The sequence below is a fragment of the Paraburkholderia sp. J67 genome, assembly GCF_905220265.1.
In the GTDB taxonomy this organism is placed as follows: Bacteria; Pseudomonadota; Gammaproteobacteria; order Burkholderiales; family Burkholderiaceae; genus Paraburkholderia.
The window spans coordinates 216,626-235,446 of the sequence record NZ_CAJMZK010000003.1 but is presented as its reverse complement, the minus strand read 5'-3'; the positions used below and the strand labels follow the sequence as shown (position 1 = coordinate 235,446).

Genomic DNA, 18,821 nt, shown 5'->3' with positions numbered 1-18,821 from the left:
GGCGCGTCGGCTTAGCCGAGCAGGCCGGCCTCGCGCAGGGCCGCGCGCACCACGTCGTGGTAGCGAGCGTCGAGCGGCGTGAGCGGCAGACGGATACCGCCTTCGATGCGGCCGAGTTCCTGCAGCGCCCACTTCACCGGAATCGGGTTCGATTCGATGAACAGGTTCTTGTGCAGCGACAGGAGATTCAGGTGAATCTCGCGCGCCGTCTTCACGTCGCCGGCGATCGCGGCCTTGCACAGGTCGCTCATCTGACGCGGCGCGACGTTCGCGGTCACGGAAATATTGCCGTGGCCGCCCAGCAGCATCAGCGCGATCGCAGTGGGATCGTCGCCGCTGAAGATCTTGAAGCCTTCCGGTGCGTGCTTGATGAGGTGAGCGGCACGGTCGATATTGCCCGTCGCTTCCTTCACGCCCACGATGCCCGGCACTTCGGCCAGACGCAGGATGGTTTCGTTCGCCATGTCGGCGACCGTGCGGCCCGGCACGTTGTACAGGACCACCGGCAGGTCCACCGCTTCAGCGATCTTCGCGAAGTGGCGGTACATGCCTTCCTGAGTCGGCTTGTTGTAATAGGGCACGACCTGGAGCGACGCCTGGGCGCCCACTTCCTTCGCGTGCTTCGTCAGTTCGATGGCTTCGGCGGTCGAGTTGCCGCCCGCGCCCGCGATGATCGTCATGCGGCCCGCGGCGTGCTCGACGGCCGTCTTGACCATCAGGATGTGCTCTTCGACGTCCAGCGTGGCGGACTCGCCGCTCGTGCCAACCACGACGAGGCCATCCGTCCCTTCTTGGGCGTGCCAGTCGATGAGTTTGCGGAAGGCCGGCAGATCGAGACTGCCGTCTTCGTGCATAGGGGTGACGATCGCGGGAATGCTGCCGCGCAACGTGATGCCGTCCTGAGTGCCGTTAGCCATGAAACGTCAAAGAAATGAGTACGTTAAACCGCGATTGTAGCGGATTAGCCAGCCAGAACGTAACGCGATAGGGGTAGTACCTGAGTCGTCTGTATATGACCGGGTATTTCTGCCGAAACCGCGGTGGTCGCAGTCGCGTCCTGCTGGACAAGCCTTTCCGCCGCCTGATGCTCCTCCCGAACCGCGCAGATGCGTTGCACGAAGGCCTCGCGCGGATGCAGGATAAATCCGTCTTGATACGCGATCACGCGCAATGTGGGCGCGCAGACCGCCAGCAATTCGCCGGGCGCCAGCAGGAAAGCCGGATTCGACGGCTTGCCCACAGTCTCGTTGCCCTGCGCGAAGGTTTCGTAAACAAGTACGCCGCCCGGCGCCAGCGCGTCGAGCAGACGCGGCATGAGCGGACGATGCAGATAATTCGTGACAACAATAGCGGCGAAGCGCGCATCGTCGGGCAACGGCCAGGGCGCGCCTTCGAGGTCGCACTCTAAAACGCCGATACCGGGCACGTCGCGCATCGTGGCGAGCGCATCCGCGTCGCGATCGAGCGCCGCGACCGGATGGCCGCGCTGCGCGAGCCAGCGCGCATGGCGCCCCGCGCCCGAGGCGAGATCCAGCACTGTGCCGCCCGGCGCGATCAGGTGCGCCCACTGGCGCACCCACGAGGACGGCTCGCCCTGCCCGTGCAAGGCGTGTTGAGGCTGCTGGGCAGGAGTCGCGCGCATCGTCATGCCTTAACGGGCTTAGTTGTACGAGAGGCCCATCGCCTCGCGCACGTCGCGCATGGTCTCGGTGGCGAACTTGCGGGCCTTGTCGCAGCCGTCCGCCACGATCGCGCGCAGCAGCGACGGATCGTCCATGTACTTCTGTGCGCGCTCGAGCATCGGCTGCTGCTCGCGCAGGATGCCCTCGATCACCGGCTGCTTGCACTCCAGACAGCCGATGCCCGCCGTACGGCAGCCCTTCTGCACCCACTCGTGCGTCGTCTCGTCGGTATAGACCTGGTGCAGTTGCCAGACCGGGCACTTGTCCGGATCACCCGGATCGGTGCGGCGCACGCGCGCGGGGTCGGTCGGCATCGTGCGGACCTTTTTCTCGATCGATTGCGCGTCTTCACGCAGGGCGATCGTGTTGCCGTACGACTTCGACATCTTCTGGCCGTCGAGACCCGGCATGCGCGACGCCTCGGTCAGCAGCACCTGCGGCTCCGGCAGGATGATCTTGCGCGAGCCTTCGAGATAGCCGAACAGGCGTTCGCGATCGCTCATGGAGAGGCTTTGCGATTCGGACAGCATCGCGCGCGCCTGTTCGAGCGCTTCATCGTTGCCCTCCTGCTGATAGGCATTGCGCAGCTCGTGATAGAGCTTCGAGCGCTTGCCGCCCAGCTTCTTCGCGGCGTCGTTGGCCTTCTCTTCGAAGCCCGGCTCGCGGCCGTACATGTAGTTGAAGCGGCGCGCCATTTCGCGCGCCATTTCCACGTGCGGCACCTGGTCTTCGCCAACCGGCACGAGCGAGGCGCGATACAGCAGGATGTCGGCGGCCATCAGCACGGGGTAACCGAGGAAGCCATAAGTGCCGAGATCCTTGTCGCGCAGCTTCTCGATCTGTTCCTTGTAGGTGGGAACGCGTTCGAGCCAGGACAGCGGCGTGCTCATGCCGAGCAGCAGCGCCAGTTCTGCGTGTTCGGGCACGCGGCTCTGGATGAACAGCGTGGCCTGGTTCGGGTCGATGCCCGATGCGAGCCAGTCGATCAGCACGTCCCAGACGTTTTTCTCGATCACATCCGGCGTCTCGTAGTGCGTCGTGAGCGCATGCCAGTCGACCACGCAGAAGAAACACGGGTACTCGGACTGAAGCCGGACCCAGTTTTTCAGCACGCCGTGATAGTGGCCGAGATGCAGCGACCCGGTGGGCCGCATGCCGGAGAAAATACGGTCTGGGAACATGATCTTATGAGAATAGCGAAACAAGGGGAGTAAGGACTGCGGTCACCACGTCGTAGCCGATCGAAACGAGCGGGCGCAGCCAGAATCGCGTGAAGACGCCGGAGACCAGCAGCGCCATCACGATGATGAAACCATAGGGCTCGAGGCGCGAGAGCGCAATGCTCGCGCGCGTGGGCAGCAGCGCCGCGAGCACCCGCCCGCCATCCATCGGCGGCAGCGGAAAGAGGTTGAGCACGCCGAGCACCAGATTCACGCCCACGCCGGCTGCGGCCATGCGGGTGAAGAACGGCTCGTCGACGCCGAGCACCGCCAGCGCCACGCCGAACACGCCCCACACGAGCGCCTGCACGAAGTTGCAGGCCGGACCCGCGGCCGCGACCCAGAGCGTGCCCCAGCGCGGATTGCGCAGATTGCCGAACGAGATCGGCACCGGTTTGGCGTAACCGAACACGAAGGCGCCGCTCGTGAGGAAATACAGGATGAGCGGCATCGCGATCGTGCCGACCGGATCGATGTGTCGCATCGGATTGAGCGAGACGCGTCCGAGCACATAGGCGGTGTTGTCGCCGAGCATGCGCGCGACGTAACCGTGTGCGGCTTCGTGCAGCGTGATCGCGAAGATGACGGGCAAGGCGTAGACGGCGAGCGTCTGAATGATCGAGGCTTCCATGGCGGCGTATTGTAACAATGCGCTAGGGGTGCGCCGCGACGCATCGCTGCGCGCGGGCAAGAAGTGAAACTACCATGCGGATCAGGCTTCCTCTTCCAGCCCGAACGGCGCGAGCGAACCCCGCCCCGCGCGCACCAGCACGGGCTCCGCCCCGCTCAGGTCGATGATCGTCGACGGCTCCCACGGGCAGGCGCCGCCGTCGATCACAAGATCGAGCTGCTTTTCGAGGCGTTCGCGAATTTCGTCCGGATCGTTGAGCGGTTCGGTATCGGGCGGCAGGATCAGCGTCGAGGCAAGCAGCGGCTCGCCCAGCTCTTCGAGAATCGCGAGCGGAATCGGATGCCCCGGCACGCGCAGACCAATGGTTTTTCGCGACGGATGCGAAAGCCGGCGCGGCACTTCCTTGGTGGCTTCGAGCACGAACACGTACGGCCCCGGCGTCACCGATTTGATCAGCCGATACTGGCGGTTGTCCACCATCGCGAAATTCGCGAGTTCGGACAGATCGCGCACCATCAGCGAAAGCAGCGCCTTTTCGTCGAGGTGGCGGATGCGGCGCAGACGCTCGGCGGCTTGCTTGTCGTCGATGCGGGCGGCCAGCGCGTAGCTCGAATCGGTCGGCAGCGCGATCACGCCGCCGTCGCGGATGATCTGCACCGCCTGCTTGACGAGGCGCGGCTGCGGATTTTCAGGGTGAAGCCGAAAGAACTGTGACATGGCAGGAATCAGCTAACGAAGGCGGTGCGGAACGCGAAGTGAAACACAAAGCGAGCCGAAAAGCGAAATGGACGGCGCAGCAGAAGCGTCGCACCGCGGGGAGACGGTGCGCGAACGGCTAACAGCCGATCTGGTGAGGCGGTGGCGCAGGGATGGAGGTTACGGGCGCGTGGCGGGTTCGGCAAACTCCGCAACTCTGGGCCTATAGCCATCGCTCCCAGACAGGCTTCAGATTGGACGGCAGCGGCGGCAGCTTACCTGGCTCGATCGAATCCGGGCCCTTGGCGTGAAAGTCCGAGCCGCGCGACGCCTCGAAGCCGAAGCGGCGCGCCACAGCAGCATATTCGCCGTACTGGTCCGGCGTGTGGCTGCCGGTGACGACCTCGATGGCCTTGCCGCCCAGATCGATGAATTCGCCGAAGAGGGCATCGAATTCGAGCTGCGTGTAGTTGTAGCGTCCCGGATGCGCGATCACGGCCTCGCCGCCCGCGGCCTTGATCCAGCCGACGGCGTCCGCAAGCTTCGCCCAGCGGTGCGCCACATAGCCGGGCTTGCCATCGCCGAGCCAGCGCGTGAACGCGTCCTGCGTGTTCTGCGCGCGGCCCGATTCCACCAGGTAGCGCGCGAAGTGCGTACGCGAGATCAGATCGGGGTTCGAGACGTACTGCAACGCGCCTTCATAGGCGTTCGGAATGCCGAGCGTATCGAGCCGTTCGCCGATGGCTTCGGCGCGCGCCGCACGGCCATCGCGCGTGCGGGCAAGTCCGTCGACCAGCGCCGCGCACTCGGGATCGACGTGCAGGCCGACGATATGCACCGTGCGCGAAGCCCAGGTCACGGAGATCTCGACGCCGCTCAGATACCGCATGCCAAGCGCCTGCGCGGCCTCGCGCGCTTCGCGCTGGCCACCGAGTTCGTCGTGATCGGTGAGCGCCCACAGCGTCACGCCGCCCGCCTTGGCCAGCTGCGCGACGGCAGCCGGGGCCATCTGGCCATCGGAGACAGTAGAGTGACAGTGGAGATCGGCGTTCATTGCGGGCGTATTGGAGGTGATCATTCATTTTACTGCAATGCGGCGAAGCCGTGCCCGCGCGCCCCGCCGCCCCTGCGAGCAGCCCTAGCCGGCGCAGAAAGCCTCGATGAGCCGCGCCACCGCTTCCGGCTGATCGTGGTGAACCATGTGCCCGGCATCGTCGATAAAGCGCTCGCGCCAGTCGGGAAAGGCCTCGAAGCGCTTCTTGAAGACGTCGATGGGCACCTTGCCCGCGATGCGCGCCAGCGTCTCGGAATGCGTGGCCTCGACGTGCAGCACTTTCGCCCGCACGCAGGCCCAGACGGCCATCATTTCTTCGAGCCGATAGAGCACCGGGTTGACCATTTTGTGCGCAGGGTCGCCGAGCAACATGTAGCCGCCCTCGCCCACCGGCTTCGACCAGTGTTGCGCGAGAAAACGCGCGCGCGCCGGCTGCAGGCGCGGATTGGTTTTCACGAGGCGCGCAGCCACGTCGGCAAGCGTGCCGTACGGGCGCAACTGAGGCCGCGCGCGCATCTCGTCGAGCCAGTCGCGCACGCGCCCGGGTGCCTGCGCAGGCACCGTCGCCGGCATGCCGAAACCTTCGAGATCGACCACGCGCCGCACGCGCTCGGGCCGCACACCCGCGTAGAAGCACACGACATTGGCGCCCAGGCTATGGCCAACGAGGTTCACCTCACCTTCGGGCGCATAGTGGTCGAGCAGCGCATCGAGATCCGCAACGTAATCGTGGAACCAGTAGCTGCCGCCGCCCTGCCGCGCAGCCGGCCAGTCCGACAGGCCGAATCCGCGCATGTCCGGCGCGATCACCTGCCAGTCGCCGCCCAGCGCATCGACGACGAACTGGAACGACGCGGCCACGTCCATCCAGCCGTGCAACATGAAAAGCACGGGCGCGTCTTCGGCGCCCCAGCGGCGCACGTGCAGGCGGATGCCGTTGACGGCGACAAATTCGGATCGGGAAAGATTCATTGCGCTCGCACTAAAAACGAATGGTCGTTCGATTATATCGACTGGTTCTGACAGATGCGTGGTCACAACCCTATTTTTCGGCGGCGTGTTCGCTGGCCGCAGCGGTGTCCTGTGCGATCAGCGCGTCCAGCTCGGCCTCGTCGAAGCCTGCTGAGCGGCGCGCCTCGACGTTGAAGGGGCCGCGCATCTTCGGCGCGTGGTATTGAGCAGCGAGCGCGCGCCACGCCGCGTGCGGGTCGAGCCCGCGTACGTCGCACAAATGACGGAACCAGTGATTACCGATGCGCACGTGGCCCACCTCATCGCGCAGGATGATGTCGAGGATGGCCGCCGATTCGTGATCGTTGGCCTGCTTCAGGCGCGCGCGGATCGGCGGCGATGCGTCCAGACCACGCGCTTCCAGCACACGCGGCACCAGCGCCATGCGTGCGAGCACATCGTCGCAGGTCCGCTCGCACATTTCCCAGAGGCCGTTGTGCGCCGGGAAGTCGCCGTAGGCGTGGCCGTAATCGGCGAGGCGCTGGCTCACCAGCGAAAAATGATAGGCCTCTTCCGCCGCCACCTTGAGCCAGTCGGCGTAGAAGGCGTCCGGCATGTCCGGGAAGCGCCAGACCGCGTCGAGTGCAAGATTGATCGCGTTGAACTCGATATGCGCGAGCGCGTGCAGCAGCACCACGCGGCCTTGCGGCGTGCTCATGCTGCGACGCTGGAGGCTGCGCGGCTCGACCAGCTCGGGCCGTGCGGGACGGCCTGGCAGGTCGGCCGGCGCGGGCAACACGCGAGCGGCGTCCCAGTGCGCCTCACCGCGCGAGGCGGCTTCGAGCGTCAGCGTCTGGAGCGCGCTGACGGCCGCGGTTTTGGCAAGCGGGTCGCACTCACGCAGCGCATCGAGCGCGGCGGCGCGCCAGCCGGCGCCAGCTAAACGGGTTCGAACAGACGGGACGACGGTGGAAAACTCGGAACTCATCGCGGAACGGACAAATAAGCGAACACAGAAACGGACAAATCTCGGCAGGAAGCTGAACCGGGCAGAAAAGAGGCGCGTCCGGAAGCATTGGGCGCAACCGTTTACAATACGCGATTCACCCGCTCTGCGCCGCCTGCGCCTTGCCCGGACCCCGCGCCTGGAAACAGCGTCCGGACCCAGCGCGCACGCCGCAGCCCCGCAAGAAAACAGGAGACGCAACACCGTGACCATTTACAAGCTTGGCGAAGCAGCGCCCACCATCCACGAAAGCGTGTTTGTCGCGGACAACGCCACCATCATCGGCAAGGTGGAACTCGCCGAGGAATCGAGCGTCTGGTTCGGCGCGACGCTGCGCGGCGATAACGAGCTGATTTCGGTCGGCCCGCGCAGCAATGTCCAGGAAGGCGCGGTGTTGCATACCGACCCGGGTTACCCGCTCACGCTCGAAGCGAACGTGACGATCGGCCATCAGGCCATGCTGCACGGCTGCACGGTCAAGGAAGGCGCGCTCATCGGTATTCAGGCGGTGGTCTTGAATGGCGCGGTCATTGGCCGCAACTGTCTGGTTGGTGCGGGCGCGGTGGTCACCGAAGGCAAGGTGTTCCCCGACAACTCGCTGATTCTCGGTGCGCCCGCCAAGGTGGTGCGCGAGCTGACCGAAGCGGACATCGCCGGCCTCAAGCGCAATGCGGACGTCTACGCCGAGCGCCGGGAGTATTTCAAGGCGCAGCTCGTGCGCATCGGCTAAGGCCTTGTTGCCTTGCCGCTGTGCTTCGCGGGCCGCGCCGCCAGGAACGAAACGAAGGAAAAGATTGTGAACGACCAGTTGCAAAAATTCATGTTCAGCGCCGCGCCGGTGCGTGGCGAGATCGTCTCGCTGCGCAATACGTGGCAAGAGGTGCTCACGCGCCGCCAATATCCGGCGCCCGTGCGCACGGTGCTCGGCGAGATGATGGCGGCCTGCGCCCTGCTCTCGGCCAACCTGAAATTCGACGGCACGCTGATCATGCAGATTCTCGGCGAAGGCCCGGTACGGATGCTGGTCGTGCAGTGCAGCTCGGACCTCTCGATGCGCGCGACCGCACGTCTGGCGGACGGCATCGACGCCGAAGAAGCGGCCCTGCTTCCGGCCGACCTCACGCTCGACAAGCTCATCAACGTGGGCGGCCAGGGCCGTTGCGTGATCACGCTCGATCCGGCCAACAAGCAGCCCGGCCAGCAGCCGTACCAGGGCATCGTGCCGCTGAACGGCGTGGACGGCCCGCTCTCGTCGATCGCCGACGTGCTCGAGCACTATATGCACCATTCGGAACAGCTCGACACACGCCTGTGGCTCGGGGCCAATGAAGACCGTGCGGTCGGCATGTTGCTGCAGAAGCTGCCGGGCGACGGCGGCATCGTGCCGCACCCGCACGAACTCGATACGGACACGTGGGAACGCGTCTGCACGCTCGGCGGCACGCTTACGCGCGAAGAACTGCTCGAGCAGGAGCCGGAAACGCTGTTCCGCCGGCTCTTCTGGCAGGAGAACGTGACGCACTTCGAACCGACCGACACGCGCTTCTCGTGCAGTTGCACGCGCGAGAAAGTGGGCGCCATGCTCAAGATGCTGGGCCGCGAGGAAATCGATAGCGTGATCGAAGAGCGCGGCCATGTCGAAGTGCATTGCGACTACTGCAATCAACGCTACGAGTTCGATCCCGTCGATGTGGCGCAACTTTTCGCGGCGCCGGGGCTCTCAGAAGGTGTGTCCCCCGCCGCGGACCAGCGCCATTGATTCCGTTCCCCGGTTTCAGGCGCGCCCCCCCGGCAAGCTGGGGCACGCCGTCTGACTGGGGAAGGAAAAGACATGAACATGAGCCTCGGGGCCCAACAAGCTTCAGTAACCGCTGTGAGACCTGCGCGACGAAGCGTCGCGCGCACGTTGTTTGCCGTTGCGACGTTCGGAGCGGGCGTTGTACTGACGAGCGGATGCACTCTGGACCCGCCCGGTCCGTCGCCGATCTACAGCCGCCTGCCCGCCAATCAATCCGGCGTGGCCGCCACGTCGCCGGTGCTTACGCCGGGCGAACTCAAGCGCTACGACGCCATCGACCAGCAGGCGCTCAACGAGCAGGACCGCGCGATGGCCGCCGAAGCCGCGGCTGAAGCGTGGTCGCGCGCGTATGCGCCGCCTGTCAGCGTGTATGGCAGTTACTCCAGCGGCGGCTGGGGACGCGGTTGGGGCGGAGGCATCGGTTACGGCTACCCTGGCTGGGGTTGGGGCTGGTAAGGCGCCCCTCACCCGACGCACACAAAACAAAAAGCGCGGCATCCGAAAGGATGTCGCGCTTTTTCTTGTCCTCTGTCAGGCCTTGCGGGCCAAACCGCTTCAGCCTGCCTTCTTCGCTTCCTTGCCGTGGTGTCGCTTCTCCGGCACGCGTGACACCGGATTCGGCACCACCTTGACGGGCGCGGCCGACATCTCGCCGCGCGTCGAGGTGTTCGACGATCCAGCCGGCGTAGACGGCAAAGGCTGGTTCGGCGACACATACTGCACGAACACCTCGCTGTCTTTCACCATGCCCATCTCGTAGCGCGCACGCTCTTCGACGGCCGCCGTACCGTTTTGCAGATCCTGCACTTCGCCCGCGATGCGTTCGTTGCGCAGTTTCTCGTCGTCGTTCTGCTTCTGCTGCTTCGCGAGCTCGCCTTGCAGCTCGTGAACGCGCAGCCAGCCGCCGTGGCCCCACCAGAGCGGATACTGGATCAGCGCGAGCAGGATGATCAGGACGACAGTGACAAGCCGCATGAATAGTGCCGGATAAATACACGCCGCCCTGCGCTGTACGCAGGGCGGCGGAGAGAGATTACGAAGGGGACAGCAAGGCTGCTGCCGGGCTCAGGTCCGCTTAGCGCAGGTTATAGAACGCCGACTTGCCCGGGTAGCTGGCGATATCACCGAGGTCTTCTTCGATGCGCAGCAGCTGGTTGTACTTCGAGATACGATCCGAGCGCGAGAGCGAGCCGGTCTTGATCTGACCAGCGTTCAGGCCAACGGCGATGTCCGCGATGGTCGAATCTTCGGTTTCGCCCGAGCGGTGCGAGATGACGGCCGTGTAACCAGCGCGCTTGGCCATTTCGATCGCTGCGAAGGTTTCCGTCAGCGTGCCGATCTGGTTGATCTTGATCAGGATCGAGTTGGCGATGCCCTTGTCGATGCCTTCCTTCAGGATGCGCGTGTTGGTGACGAACAGGTCGTCGCCCACGAGCTGGACCTTCTTGCCGAGCTTGTCGGTCAGCAGCTTCCAGCCGGCCCAGTCGGACTCGTGCATGCCGTCTTCGATCGAGACGATCGGGAACTTGTCGGCGAGCGTAGCCAGGTAGTCGGCGAATTCGGCCGACGACAGTTGCAGGCCTTCGCCCGCCAGCTGGTACTTGCCGTCGTGGTAGAACTCGCTCGCTGCGCAGTCGAGTGCGAGCAGAACGTCTTCACCGGCGCGGTAGCCTGCCTTTTCGATCGCTTGCAGGATGGTCGAGAGGCATTCGTCGTTGCTGCCGAAGTTCGGTGCGAAACCGCCTTCGTCGCCCACTGCCGTGCTCATGCCGCGATCCGACAGGATCTTCTTGAGCGCGTGGAAAATTTCCGCGCCGCAACGCAGGGCTTCGCGGAACGTCGGCTGGCTCACCGGCACGATCATGAATTCCTGGATGTCCAGGCTGTTGTTGGCGTGCGCGCCGCCGTTGACGATGTTCATCATCGGCACCGGCAGTTGCATCGCGCCCGAACCGCCGAAGTAGCGGTACAGCGGCAGACCGGCTTCTTCGGCCGCAGCCTTCGCGACGGCCATCGACACGGCCAGCATGGCGTTTGCGCCCAGACGCGACTTGTTGTCGGTGCCGTCCAGTTCGAGCAGGGTCTTGTCGAGGAAAGCTTGTTCCGACGCGTCGAGGCCCATGATTGCCTCGGAGATTTCGGTATTGATGTGCTCGACCGCCTTCAGCACGCCCTTGCCGTTGTAGCGGCCGGCTTCGCCGTCGCGCAGTTCGATCGCTTCGCGCGAGCCGGTGGATGCGCCCGACGGCACTGCCGCGCGGCCCATCGTGCCCGATTCGAGCAGCACGTCGCATTCGACGGTGGGGTTGCCGCGCGAATCCAGGATCTCGCGACCGATGATATCTACGATTGCACTCATGGTTTCCTCAGGAAATGACAGTAATTCTTGCGAGACACACACCATCTGCATAGTCCGGCGCAGCGCAGCTTCTGCGCTCGTGCGGGACACACCGTCACTGGGACAGGCGGCGTGGTCGTCGGGTTCAACGGGTTGCGGCGCGAGGGTGACGCATTCGCCGTCACCGCTGCACCGCCACGCTGCCTTGTACATCTGGCGCGGCTCGCGGTCCGGTCTGGGCAGCATGGCATCGCTTCATGACACCTGCTGCACCGCCGGGCCGCTTGCCGCGGCTCCTCCATCGCGCCGCCCATGCAATCGAAGCGGCGCATAAAACGACAAAGCACACGACGCACATGAAGTGCGTCGCGCGTTACTACGTGAATCAGTTGAAGTCGTTCTCGAGGAACGGCGTGCGCTTGACCGCCTGGTCGAGCGTGACGAGCGTTTCGAGCAGGTCCGCCATGCGATTCAGCGGCACGGCGTTCGGACCGTCGGACTTCGCCTGCGCCGGGTTCGGGTGGGTCTCCATGAAAAGACCCGCCACGCCCGTAGCGACGGCCGCGCGCGCGAGCACCGGCACAAATTCGCGCTGGCCGCCCGAGCTGGTGCCCTGGCCGCCCGGCAACTGCACCGAGTGCGTGACGTCCATCACGACCGGGGCTGCCGTCTCGCGCATGATCGCGAGCGAACGCATGTCCGAAACGAGGTTGTTGTAACCGAACGAGACGCCGCGCTCGCAGGCCATGAAGCGGTCTTCAGACAGACCCGCTTCACGTGCAGCGTCGCGCGCCTTGTCGATCACGTTCTTCATGTCGTGCGGCGCGAGGAACTGGCCCTTCTTGATGTTCACCGGCTTGCCCGAACGCGCACATGCGTGGATGAAGTCGGTCTGGCGGCACAGGAACGCAGGCGTCTGGAGGACGTCCACGACCGATGCGACCGGCCCCACTTCCTCTTCCGTGTGCACGTCGGTCAGCACGGGCAGGCCCAGCTGACGCTTCACTTCGGACAGGATGCGCAGCCCCTCGTCCATGCCCAGGCCGCGAAACGACTTGCCACTCGAACGATTGGCCTTGTCGAAAGACGACTTGTAGATGAACGGGATGCCGAGCTTTTCGGTGATTTCCTTCAGGCGGCCCGCCGTGTCGATCGTCATCTGTTCAGATTCGACGACACAGGTGCCCGCGATCAGGAAGAACGGCTTGTCGAGACCTACCTCGAAACCGCACAGATTCATGCCTTCTCCTTGGCGCGCGACTGCTGGTGTGCAACCGCCGCTTCGACGTATGCCTTGAACAGCGGATGGCCGTCACGCGGCGTGGACGTGAATTCCGGGTGGAACTGGACGCCGACGAACCACGGGTGCATGTCGCGCGGCAGTTCCATCATTTCCGGCAGGTCTTCGCTCGGGGTACGGGCGCTGATGATAAGGCCGTTCGCCTCGAGCTTGGGCACGTAGCCGTTATTGACTTCATAACGGTGACGGTGACGCTCGTTCACATCCTTGCCATAGATTTCCGCGGCCAGCGTGCCGGGCTTGATCGGGCAACGCTGCGAGCCGAGGCGCATGGTGCCGCCCAGGTCCGAATCTTCGGTACGCTTTTCGACCTTGCCTTCGCGATCGGCCCATTCGGTGATGAGCGCGACGACGCGGTCCGGCGTGTCCTGGTCGAATTCCGTGCTGTTCGCGTGCTTCAGGCCCACCACGTCGCGCGCGAATTCGATCACGGCGAGCTGCATGCCGAGGCAGATGCCGAGGTACGGCACCTTCGCTTCACGGGCGTACTGGATCGCCTTGATCTTGCCTTCGGTGCCGCGACGGCCGAAACCGCCCGGCACGAGAATCGCGTCGAGGTGCTTGAGGCTGTCAACCCCCTCTTCGTCGATCTGCTCCGAGTCGATGTACTCGATGTTGACCTTGGCCGACGTCTTGATCGACGCATGACGCAGCGCTTCGATCAGCGACTTGTACGACTCGGTCAGGTCGACATACTTGCCGACCATGCCGATCGTGACTTCGTGCTGCGGGTTTTCGAGCTTCTCGACCATTTCCGACCAGATCGACAGATCGGCGGGCTTGGCGGAGAGCTTCAGTTCGTCGCAGACGATCGAGTCGAGGCCCTGGTCGTGCAGCATCTGCGGAATCTTGTAGATGCTGTCGGCGTCCCACACCGAAATCACGGAGTCTTCGGGAACGTTCGAGAACATCGAGATTTTCGCGCGCTCGTCGTCCGGAATACGGCGGTCGGCGCGGCACAGCAGCACGTTCGGATAGATACCGATCTCGCGCAGCTTCTGCACGCTGTGCTGCGTGGGCTTGGTCTTCAGCTCGCCCGCCGTCGCAATGAACGGCACGAGCGTCAGGTGCACGAAACAGCAGCTGTTGCGACCGAGGCGCAGGCTCATCTGACGCGCGGCTTCGAGGAACGGCAGCGACTCGATGTCGCCCACCGTGCCGCCGACTTCGACGATGGCCACATCCGGCTCGCCACACGTCGCGGAAGCCGCGCCGCGTTCGACGAACGCCTGGATTTCGTTGGTGATGTGCGGGATGACCTGCACCGTCTTGCCGAGATAGTCGCCGCGGCGTTCCTTGCGGATCACCGATTCGTAAATCTGGCCCGTGGTGAAGTTGTTGGCCTTGCGCATCTTCGTGGTGATGAAGCGCTCATAGTGGCCGAGGTCGAGGTCAGTCTCCGCGCCGTCTTCCGTCACGAACACTTCGCCGTGCTGGAACGGGCTCATCGTGCCGGGGTCGACGTTGATGTACGGATCGAGCTTGAGGAGGGTGACTTTGAGACCGCGCGATTCGAGGATCGCGGCGAGGGAGGCGGCGGCAATACCCTTGCCAAGGGAAGAAACTACGCCGCCGGTGACGAATACATATTTGGTCATCGCTAGATGCTCGCGGGAAAAACGGATTATACCGTAAAGCAAGGGCTAACCCTGAATTTTGCTTGAGCGCTTTGCACAATGCCGCGCGCGGCCGCGAACCCGCTTGCCCAATCCCTTGCCGCCCCGCTACCGCCCGATCGCGCCCCTTCACGAATCTGTGCGTTTGCGGCGCGACGCGCCACCACTCAACCACCGTTCTCCATCGCGTAGAGCATGCGCTGCACCGCGCGCGCAGTTTCGATCGGCCGCTCCATCGGATAGAGATGGCTGCCTTCGATCCACTCAAAACGCTCCCCGGCGATGCGCTGCGTGGCCGCCAGTCCAACCTGGCGCACCTCCTTCGAGTGCGTGCCAGCGATGAAGCTGACCGGCACCGGCGAGCCATGCGCGAGCCGCGTGCCGAAGGTATGAGGCAAGGTGCGGTAGATCAGATATTCGGTGCGCCGGTCGAAGGCGAGCGTGCGCGAACCGTCGGCTGAAGTCTGAGGAATGCCGTGGTCGATGTAGTCCGACAGTACGCGCTCGTCCCAGCGCGCGAAGGCGGGCTTCGAATGGAAGTGGCGCCATGCTTCGTCGCGGCTCGCCCAACGGGTGCGGCGCGTGCGAGTGGCCGCCGCCGGCGACAGCCGCTCGTCGAGACCGGTCCATTGCGAAACCTTGAGCATGCTACTGCGCCAGCCCGCGATCACCGGCGAGTCGAGCATCACCACGCCCCTCACCCATTGCGGCTTCTTGAGCGCCGCCATCAGCGACAGATAGCCGCCGAGCGAATGGCCGACCAGCCACACCGGTTGCTCATAACGGCGCCCGATGTCCTCCAGCAGTTGATCGACGAGGTGCGGCCAGTCGCGCGTTACAGGAAAACGCGTGTCGTGGCCGATGCGTTCGATGTAGCGCAACTCATAGGTGTCGCCGAGTTCGGCGAAGAACGTGCCGTAGGTCGAGGCCGGAAAACCGTTCGCGTGGGAAAAGTGGATGACGTTTTTCAATGGCTTGTTATCTCCGTTCCGGACGGCGGCGCCGTCGCACGTGGACTTCGCCGCCTGCTCCCTTTGTCTGTCTTGTTGTTTTGTTATCGCCTTGCGTCTTCAATCGACATCAGCAGGCGCTTCCATCCAGTAGCGCCGCTGCGTGTCCCGGTAGCGCTCGATGACGAGCGCGCCGGGCGCAGCCTCGATGCGCACCGCACCATCGGCGTCGCTGCGCGAGAGCACGATATGGCGGGACGCATAACGCGCGAACACGCCGGGATGCGGATGATGAAAGCGATTCAAATAGCCTACCTGAAATATCGCGACGAGCGGCCAGACAGAATCGAGGAACGGTTCAGTCGACGATGTTCGGCTGCCGTGATGCGGCACCACGAGCACCTGGGAACGCAACCGGCTGGCGTCGCGGGCGACGAGCGTGCGCTCGGCTGGTGCCTCGATATCGGCCGCGAGCAGCGCGGCAACCGCCCCCGCTCGACCATTCGCCGTGGACACCCGCAGCACGCAGCAATGCGCATTGGGTTTGCCCGCCAGCGGTCCCGGGTCGGGCCAGAGTACCTCGAAGGCCACGCCGTCCCACTGCCAACGCTGCCCTGCGGCGCATTGCACAGTCTGCGCGCCCAGCTTGCGCGCACTCGCCCAGAGCGGATGATCCGGCAGAATGCCCGCGACGAAAGCCTGAACCGGCACGGCGTCGAGCACGGCGGGCGCGCCGCCGGAATGATCGGAATCGTCGTGGCTGATCATGAGCGTGTCCAGCCGCATCACGCCATGCGTCAGCAGATAAGGGGCGACGATGCGCTCGCCCGCGTGAGTCGACTCCGGCCCCGGCCCCGCATCAAACAGCAACGTATGGCGCGCGGTCTCGACCAGCACCGAGGTGCCCTGCCCGATGTCCAGCGCCGTGAGCCGGAACGATCCGGGGGGCGGCCCGCCGGGCGACGGTACGAGCAGTGGCAGCCAGGTCAATGGCACGAGCCAGCGCAGCGGCCAGCCACGCGGGGCAAGCGCCCAGACGACACCCACTGCAGCACAACCCAACGCCCATCCGCCCGGTTGCGGCAGGCGCAGCAAAGCCCACGGCCAGCCTTCGATCGTCCCGAGCGCGTCAAGCAGCCAGGCCAGCAGCGCATGCGCCGCCTGCCAGGCATAGACATCGAGCGGTGCGGGCAACGCCACGCCCGCCAGCACGATCGGCGTGACGAACAGGCTCACCCAAGGTATCGCGCCCGCGTTGGCGAGCGGGCCGATCAGCGGAATCTGCATGAACCAGTACGCCGTAAGCGGTGCGAGCGCCAGCGTGACTGCCCATTGGACGCGCGCGCTATCGCCCGCGCGCCCGGCAAAGCGATGGGCGGAGCGCTCGACCATCGCGGCAGTGCGTGAGCGCAAGGCTTGCAGACGACCCACCGGCCGTGCATCGTCGTGCTCCCGCATCGGATCGAGTTCTTCCGGCGACAGGGCCGATACGTCATCGCGGCGCACACGTGGCACGCCGCTGGCCGCGAAGAGAATCGCCGCAACCGCCCCGAACGAGAGCCAGAACCCGGGCGCCGTCACCGCCCACGGATCGCGCAACAAGACGAGGCCGAGCGCCCAGGCCAGCACATGGCCACGCGACACCTCGCGCGAGCGCCATAGCGCCACTGCCGCGACGGCCAGCATCCAGAGCGCACGCTGCACCGGCACATTGAAACCGGCGAGCGCAGCATAAGCGGCGGCGGCAAGGACCGCGCCCAACATCGCCACCTTCTGCGCCGGCACGACGAGCGGCGCCTCAACACCGCGCCAGCGCGCGCGCCGCCAACAAGCCCCTGCGGCCCAGCCCGCGAGCCCCGCGACGAACGCCAGGTGCAGACCTGAAATCGCCACCAGGTGACTCGTGCCCGTATTGCGCAGCCGCCGCCAGTCGTCGTCGCTGACGGCGTCCTGCCCGCCAGTCGCCAGCGCTACAACGATGCCGCGATGCGGTGCGCCCGCCAGCACGCTGTCGATGCGCGCTCGAACCGCGGCACGCGATCGCTCGATCCGGATGGCGAGGCCCTGGGCATCGGGTGTCAGGCGCTGGGCCAGCTGCTCATTGCTGACGTAGCCGCTCGCGCGCACTCCGCGCGATAGCAGCGTCGCCTCGGTATCGCGCAAGCCGACGTTGCCCTCCGCGTGCGGACGTTTGAGCCGCACGTTCAATCGCCAGCGCGCGCCGGGCACGAGTCGCGGCAACGGCGCCTCGCGTGCGACCCAGCTCAACTGGATCAGACGCGGCAGTGCCTGCGCGCCTTCAGGCGCCTTGATGCCCCATCCTTCGGCGGAAAATAGAAAGCTTGCCGTGTCCGCATTCTGTGAAAGCAGTCGCGCGATATGCCCCGTCACTTCGACATCGCGCTTCTGCCATTCAGCAGGCAGCGCTTGAGCGAGTTGCCATTGCGCACGCAACGCTGCATAGCCAAAGCCCACGCCAGCGGCCGCCAGCCAGATCGCGAGCCATGCCAACCTATGTCGCCAGACCGACACGCGCTCCTGCTCGCGAAACGCCCAACGCGCCCACAGGGAAGCAAGCACAACGCACGCCACTAAAGCGATACACGCCCATCGTCCTGGCAGTTCCGCCTGACGCTGCAACGCGATCACGCCCAGCGCAAACCCGCACCACACTGCCCGCATCGCGCCTCCTTTTGCGAGGCGAAAACGCGAACCGCATAACGTTGCGTACGCAACGTTATGCCACCGCTTCAACGCGCGAAAAGCGCCTCAACTCAGGGAGAAATTATGCAGACGAAAGCGCGAGCCGCGGCAGTGCCGCCGCAGCGTTAGCCGTTGTGCCAAGGGCGAGTTCCTCGGGCGTCAGGCCGCGTAAGGCGGCGAGAGCGGCGCCGATGCGCGGCACCTGATCCGGCGAGTTGCGCTGCTTGTAGAGCCAGGATGGCGAGATATCGGGCGCGTCGGTTTCCATGACGATCGCCTCCAGCGGCAATTGCTCTGCGAGCCGGCGAATCTGCAACGCGCGTTCGAACGTCGTATTACCGCCGAAACCCAGATGCATGCCCTGTTCGATGAACGCATTGGCCTGCTGGAAGCTGCCATTGAACGCGTGCGCGATGCCGCAACGCACGCCGTTGCGCCGCAGCCCCTTAAGCACCTGGTCCTGCGACTTGCGCACATGACAAATCGCGGGCAATTCAAACTCGCGCGCGAGACGCAGTTGCGCGTCGTAGAAGTGCTGCTGGCGCGCGTCGTCGAGTCCGGGCACGAAATAGTCGAGACCGATCTCGCCGATGCCGACGAATTTAGGATCGTCGAGACTCGCCTCGATCTGCGTGCGCAACTCGGCAATATCTTCGTCGCGCGCATGAGGCGTATAGAGCGGATGAATCCCCAGCGCGTAGACCGCGCCGGGGGTGCGATGCGCGAGCGCGCGCACGGTGTCGAAGTTCTCGCGCGCCACCGCCGGGATCACGATGCGCGAGACGCCCGCCTCGCGTGCGGCCGACGCCACCGCATCGCGGTCGGCGTCGAACTCACCCGCATCGAGGTGGCAATGCGTATCGATCCACATAAAGA

At 65.0% G+C, this 18,821-nt stretch carries 18 protein-coding genes; 3 read left to right on the top strand and 15 right to left on the bottom strand.

What is annotated here, in order from left to right; translation table 11 throughout:
• Positions 1-11: 11 nt before the first annotated feature.
• The 8 genes from dapA to U5782_RS07935 all read right to left on the bottom strand — a co-directional run bounded on the left by dapA (position 12) and on the right by U5782_RS07935 (position 7,222).
• Complete coding sequence (dapA, locus tag U5782_RS07970) at positions 12-917, bottom strand: 4-hydroxy-tetrahydrodipicolinate synthase (RefSeq protein ID WP_322043280.1); 906 nt, start codon at positions 915-917, stop codon at positions 12-14.
• A gap of 44 nt (positions 918-961) precedes the next feature.
• Positions 962-1,642, bottom strand: a complete 681-nt coding sequence (locus U5782_RS07965; RefSeq protein ID WP_322043279.1) for a class I SAM-dependent methyltransferase — start codon at positions 1,640-1,642, stop codon at positions 962-964.
• A gap of 18 nt (positions 1,643-1,660) precedes the next feature.
• Positions 1,661-2,863, bottom strand: coding sequence for a tryptophan--tRNA ligase (locus U5782_RS07960; protein WP_322043278.1), 1,203 nt, complete (start codon positions 2,861-2,863; stop codon positions 1,661-1,663).
• A 4-nt stretch (positions 2,864-2,867) separates the two neighbouring features.
• On the bottom strand, positions 2,868-3,533 hold the full coding sequence (locus tag U5782_RS07955) for a site-2 protease family protein (RefSeq protein WP_322043277.1): 666 nt from the start codon (positions 3,531-3,533) through the stop codon (positions 2,868-2,870).
• Positions 3,534-3,614: 81 nt separating this feature from the next.
• Positions 3,615-4,250, bottom strand: coding sequence for an L-threonylcarbamoyladenylate synthase (locus tag U5782_RS07950; RefSeq protein WP_322043276.1), 636 nt, complete (start codon positions 4,248-4,250; stop codon positions 3,615-3,617).
• 202 nt (positions 4,251-4,452) lie between these two features.
• Complete coding sequence (locus U5782_RS07945; RefSeq protein ID WP_322043564.1) at positions 4,453-5,283, bottom strand: 3',5'-nucleoside bisphosphate phosphatase; 831 nt, start codon at positions 5,281-5,283, stop codon at positions 4,453-4,455.
• A gap of 84 nt (positions 5,284-5,367) precedes the next feature.
• A complete protein-coding gene (locus tag U5782_RS07940; protein WP_322043275.1) occupies positions 5,368-6,255 on the bottom strand; it encodes an alpha/beta hydrolase in 888 nt (295 codons plus the stop codon).
• A gap of 70 nt (positions 6,256-6,325) precedes the next feature.
• Positions 6,326-7,222, bottom strand: a complete 897-nt coding sequence (locus U5782_RS07935) for a ferritin-like domain-containing protein (RefSeq protein ID WP_322043274.1) — start codon at positions 7,220-7,222, stop codon at positions 6,326-6,328.
• 223 nt (positions 7,223-7,445) lie between these two features.
• On the opposite strand from U5782_RS07935, the gene U5782_RS07930 reads away from it, so the two are divergent.
• The 3 genes from U5782_RS07930 (at position 7,446) to U5782_RS07920 (ending at position 9,494) form a co-directional block, all read left to right on the top strand.
• Positions 7,446-7,970, top strand: a complete 525-nt coding sequence (locus tag U5782_RS07930) for a gamma carbonic anhydrase family protein (RefSeq protein ID WP_322043273.1) — start codon at positions 7,446-7,448, stop codon at positions 7,968-7,970.
• A gap of 66 nt (positions 7,971-8,036) precedes the next feature.
• Positions 8,037-8,999, top strand: a complete 963-nt coding sequence (gene hslO / locus U5782_RS07925) for an Hsp33 family molecular chaperone HslO (protein ID WP_322043272.1) — start codon at positions 8,037-8,039, stop codon at positions 8,997-8,999.
• A gap of 78 nt (positions 9,000-9,077) precedes the next feature.
• Positions 9,078-9,494: a hypothetical protein gene (locus U5782_RS07920; protein ID WP_415914283.1), complete on the top strand. Its 417-nt coding sequence runs from the start codon at positions 9,078-9,080 to the stop codon at positions 9,492-9,494.
• 99 nt (positions 9,495-9,593) lie between these two features.
• Here U5782_RS07920 and ftsB read toward each other — a convergent pair whose 3' ends face one another.
• The 7 genes from ftsB to U5782_RS07885 all read right to left on the bottom strand — a co-directional run bounded on the left by ftsB (position 9,594) and on the right by U5782_RS07885 (position 18,816).
• Positions 9,594-10,013, bottom strand: coding sequence for a cell division protein FtsB (gene ftsB, locus U5782_RS07915; RefSeq protein ID WP_322043270.1), 420 nt, complete (start codon positions 10,011-10,013; stop codon positions 9,594-9,596).
• 100 nt (positions 10,014-10,113) lie between these two features.
• Positions 10,114-11,397, bottom strand: coding sequence for a phosphopyruvate hydratase (gene eno, locus U5782_RS07910; protein ID WP_167056108.1), 1,284 nt, complete (start codon positions 11,395-11,397; stop codon positions 10,114-10,116).
• Positions 11,398-11,761: 364 nt separating this feature from the next.
• A complete protein-coding gene (kdsA, locus tag U5782_RS07905) occupies positions 11,762-12,616 on the bottom strand; it encodes a 3-deoxy-8-phosphooctulonate synthase (protein WP_322043269.1) in 855 nt (284 codons plus the stop codon).
• Positions 12,613-14,274, bottom strand: a complete 1,662-nt coding sequence (locus U5782_RS07900) for a CTP synthase (protein ID WP_322043268.1) — start codon at positions 14,272-14,274, stop codon at positions 12,613-12,615. Before U5782_RS07900 ends, kdsA begins: the two co-directional genes overlap by 4 nt.
• 185 nt (positions 14,275-14,459) lie before the next feature.
• Positions 14,460-15,263: an alpha/beta hydrolase gene (locus U5782_RS07895; RefSeq protein WP_322043267.1), complete on the bottom strand. Its 804-nt coding sequence runs from the start codon at positions 15,261-15,263 to the stop codon at positions 14,460-14,462.
• A gap of 99 nt (positions 15,264-15,362) precedes the next feature.
• Positions 15,363-17,924, bottom strand: coding sequence for a ComEC/Rec2 family competence protein (locus tag U5782_RS07890; RefSeq protein WP_322043266.1), 2,562 nt, complete (start codon positions 17,922-17,924; stop codon positions 15,363-15,365).
• A gap of 103 nt (positions 17,925-18,027) precedes the next feature.
• Positions 18,028-18,816: a TatD family hydrolase gene (locus tag U5782_RS07885; RefSeq protein ID WP_322043265.1), complete on the bottom strand. Its 789-nt coding sequence runs from the start codon at positions 18,814-18,816 to the stop codon at positions 18,028-18,030.
• Positions 18,817-18,821: the final 5 nt, after the last annotated feature.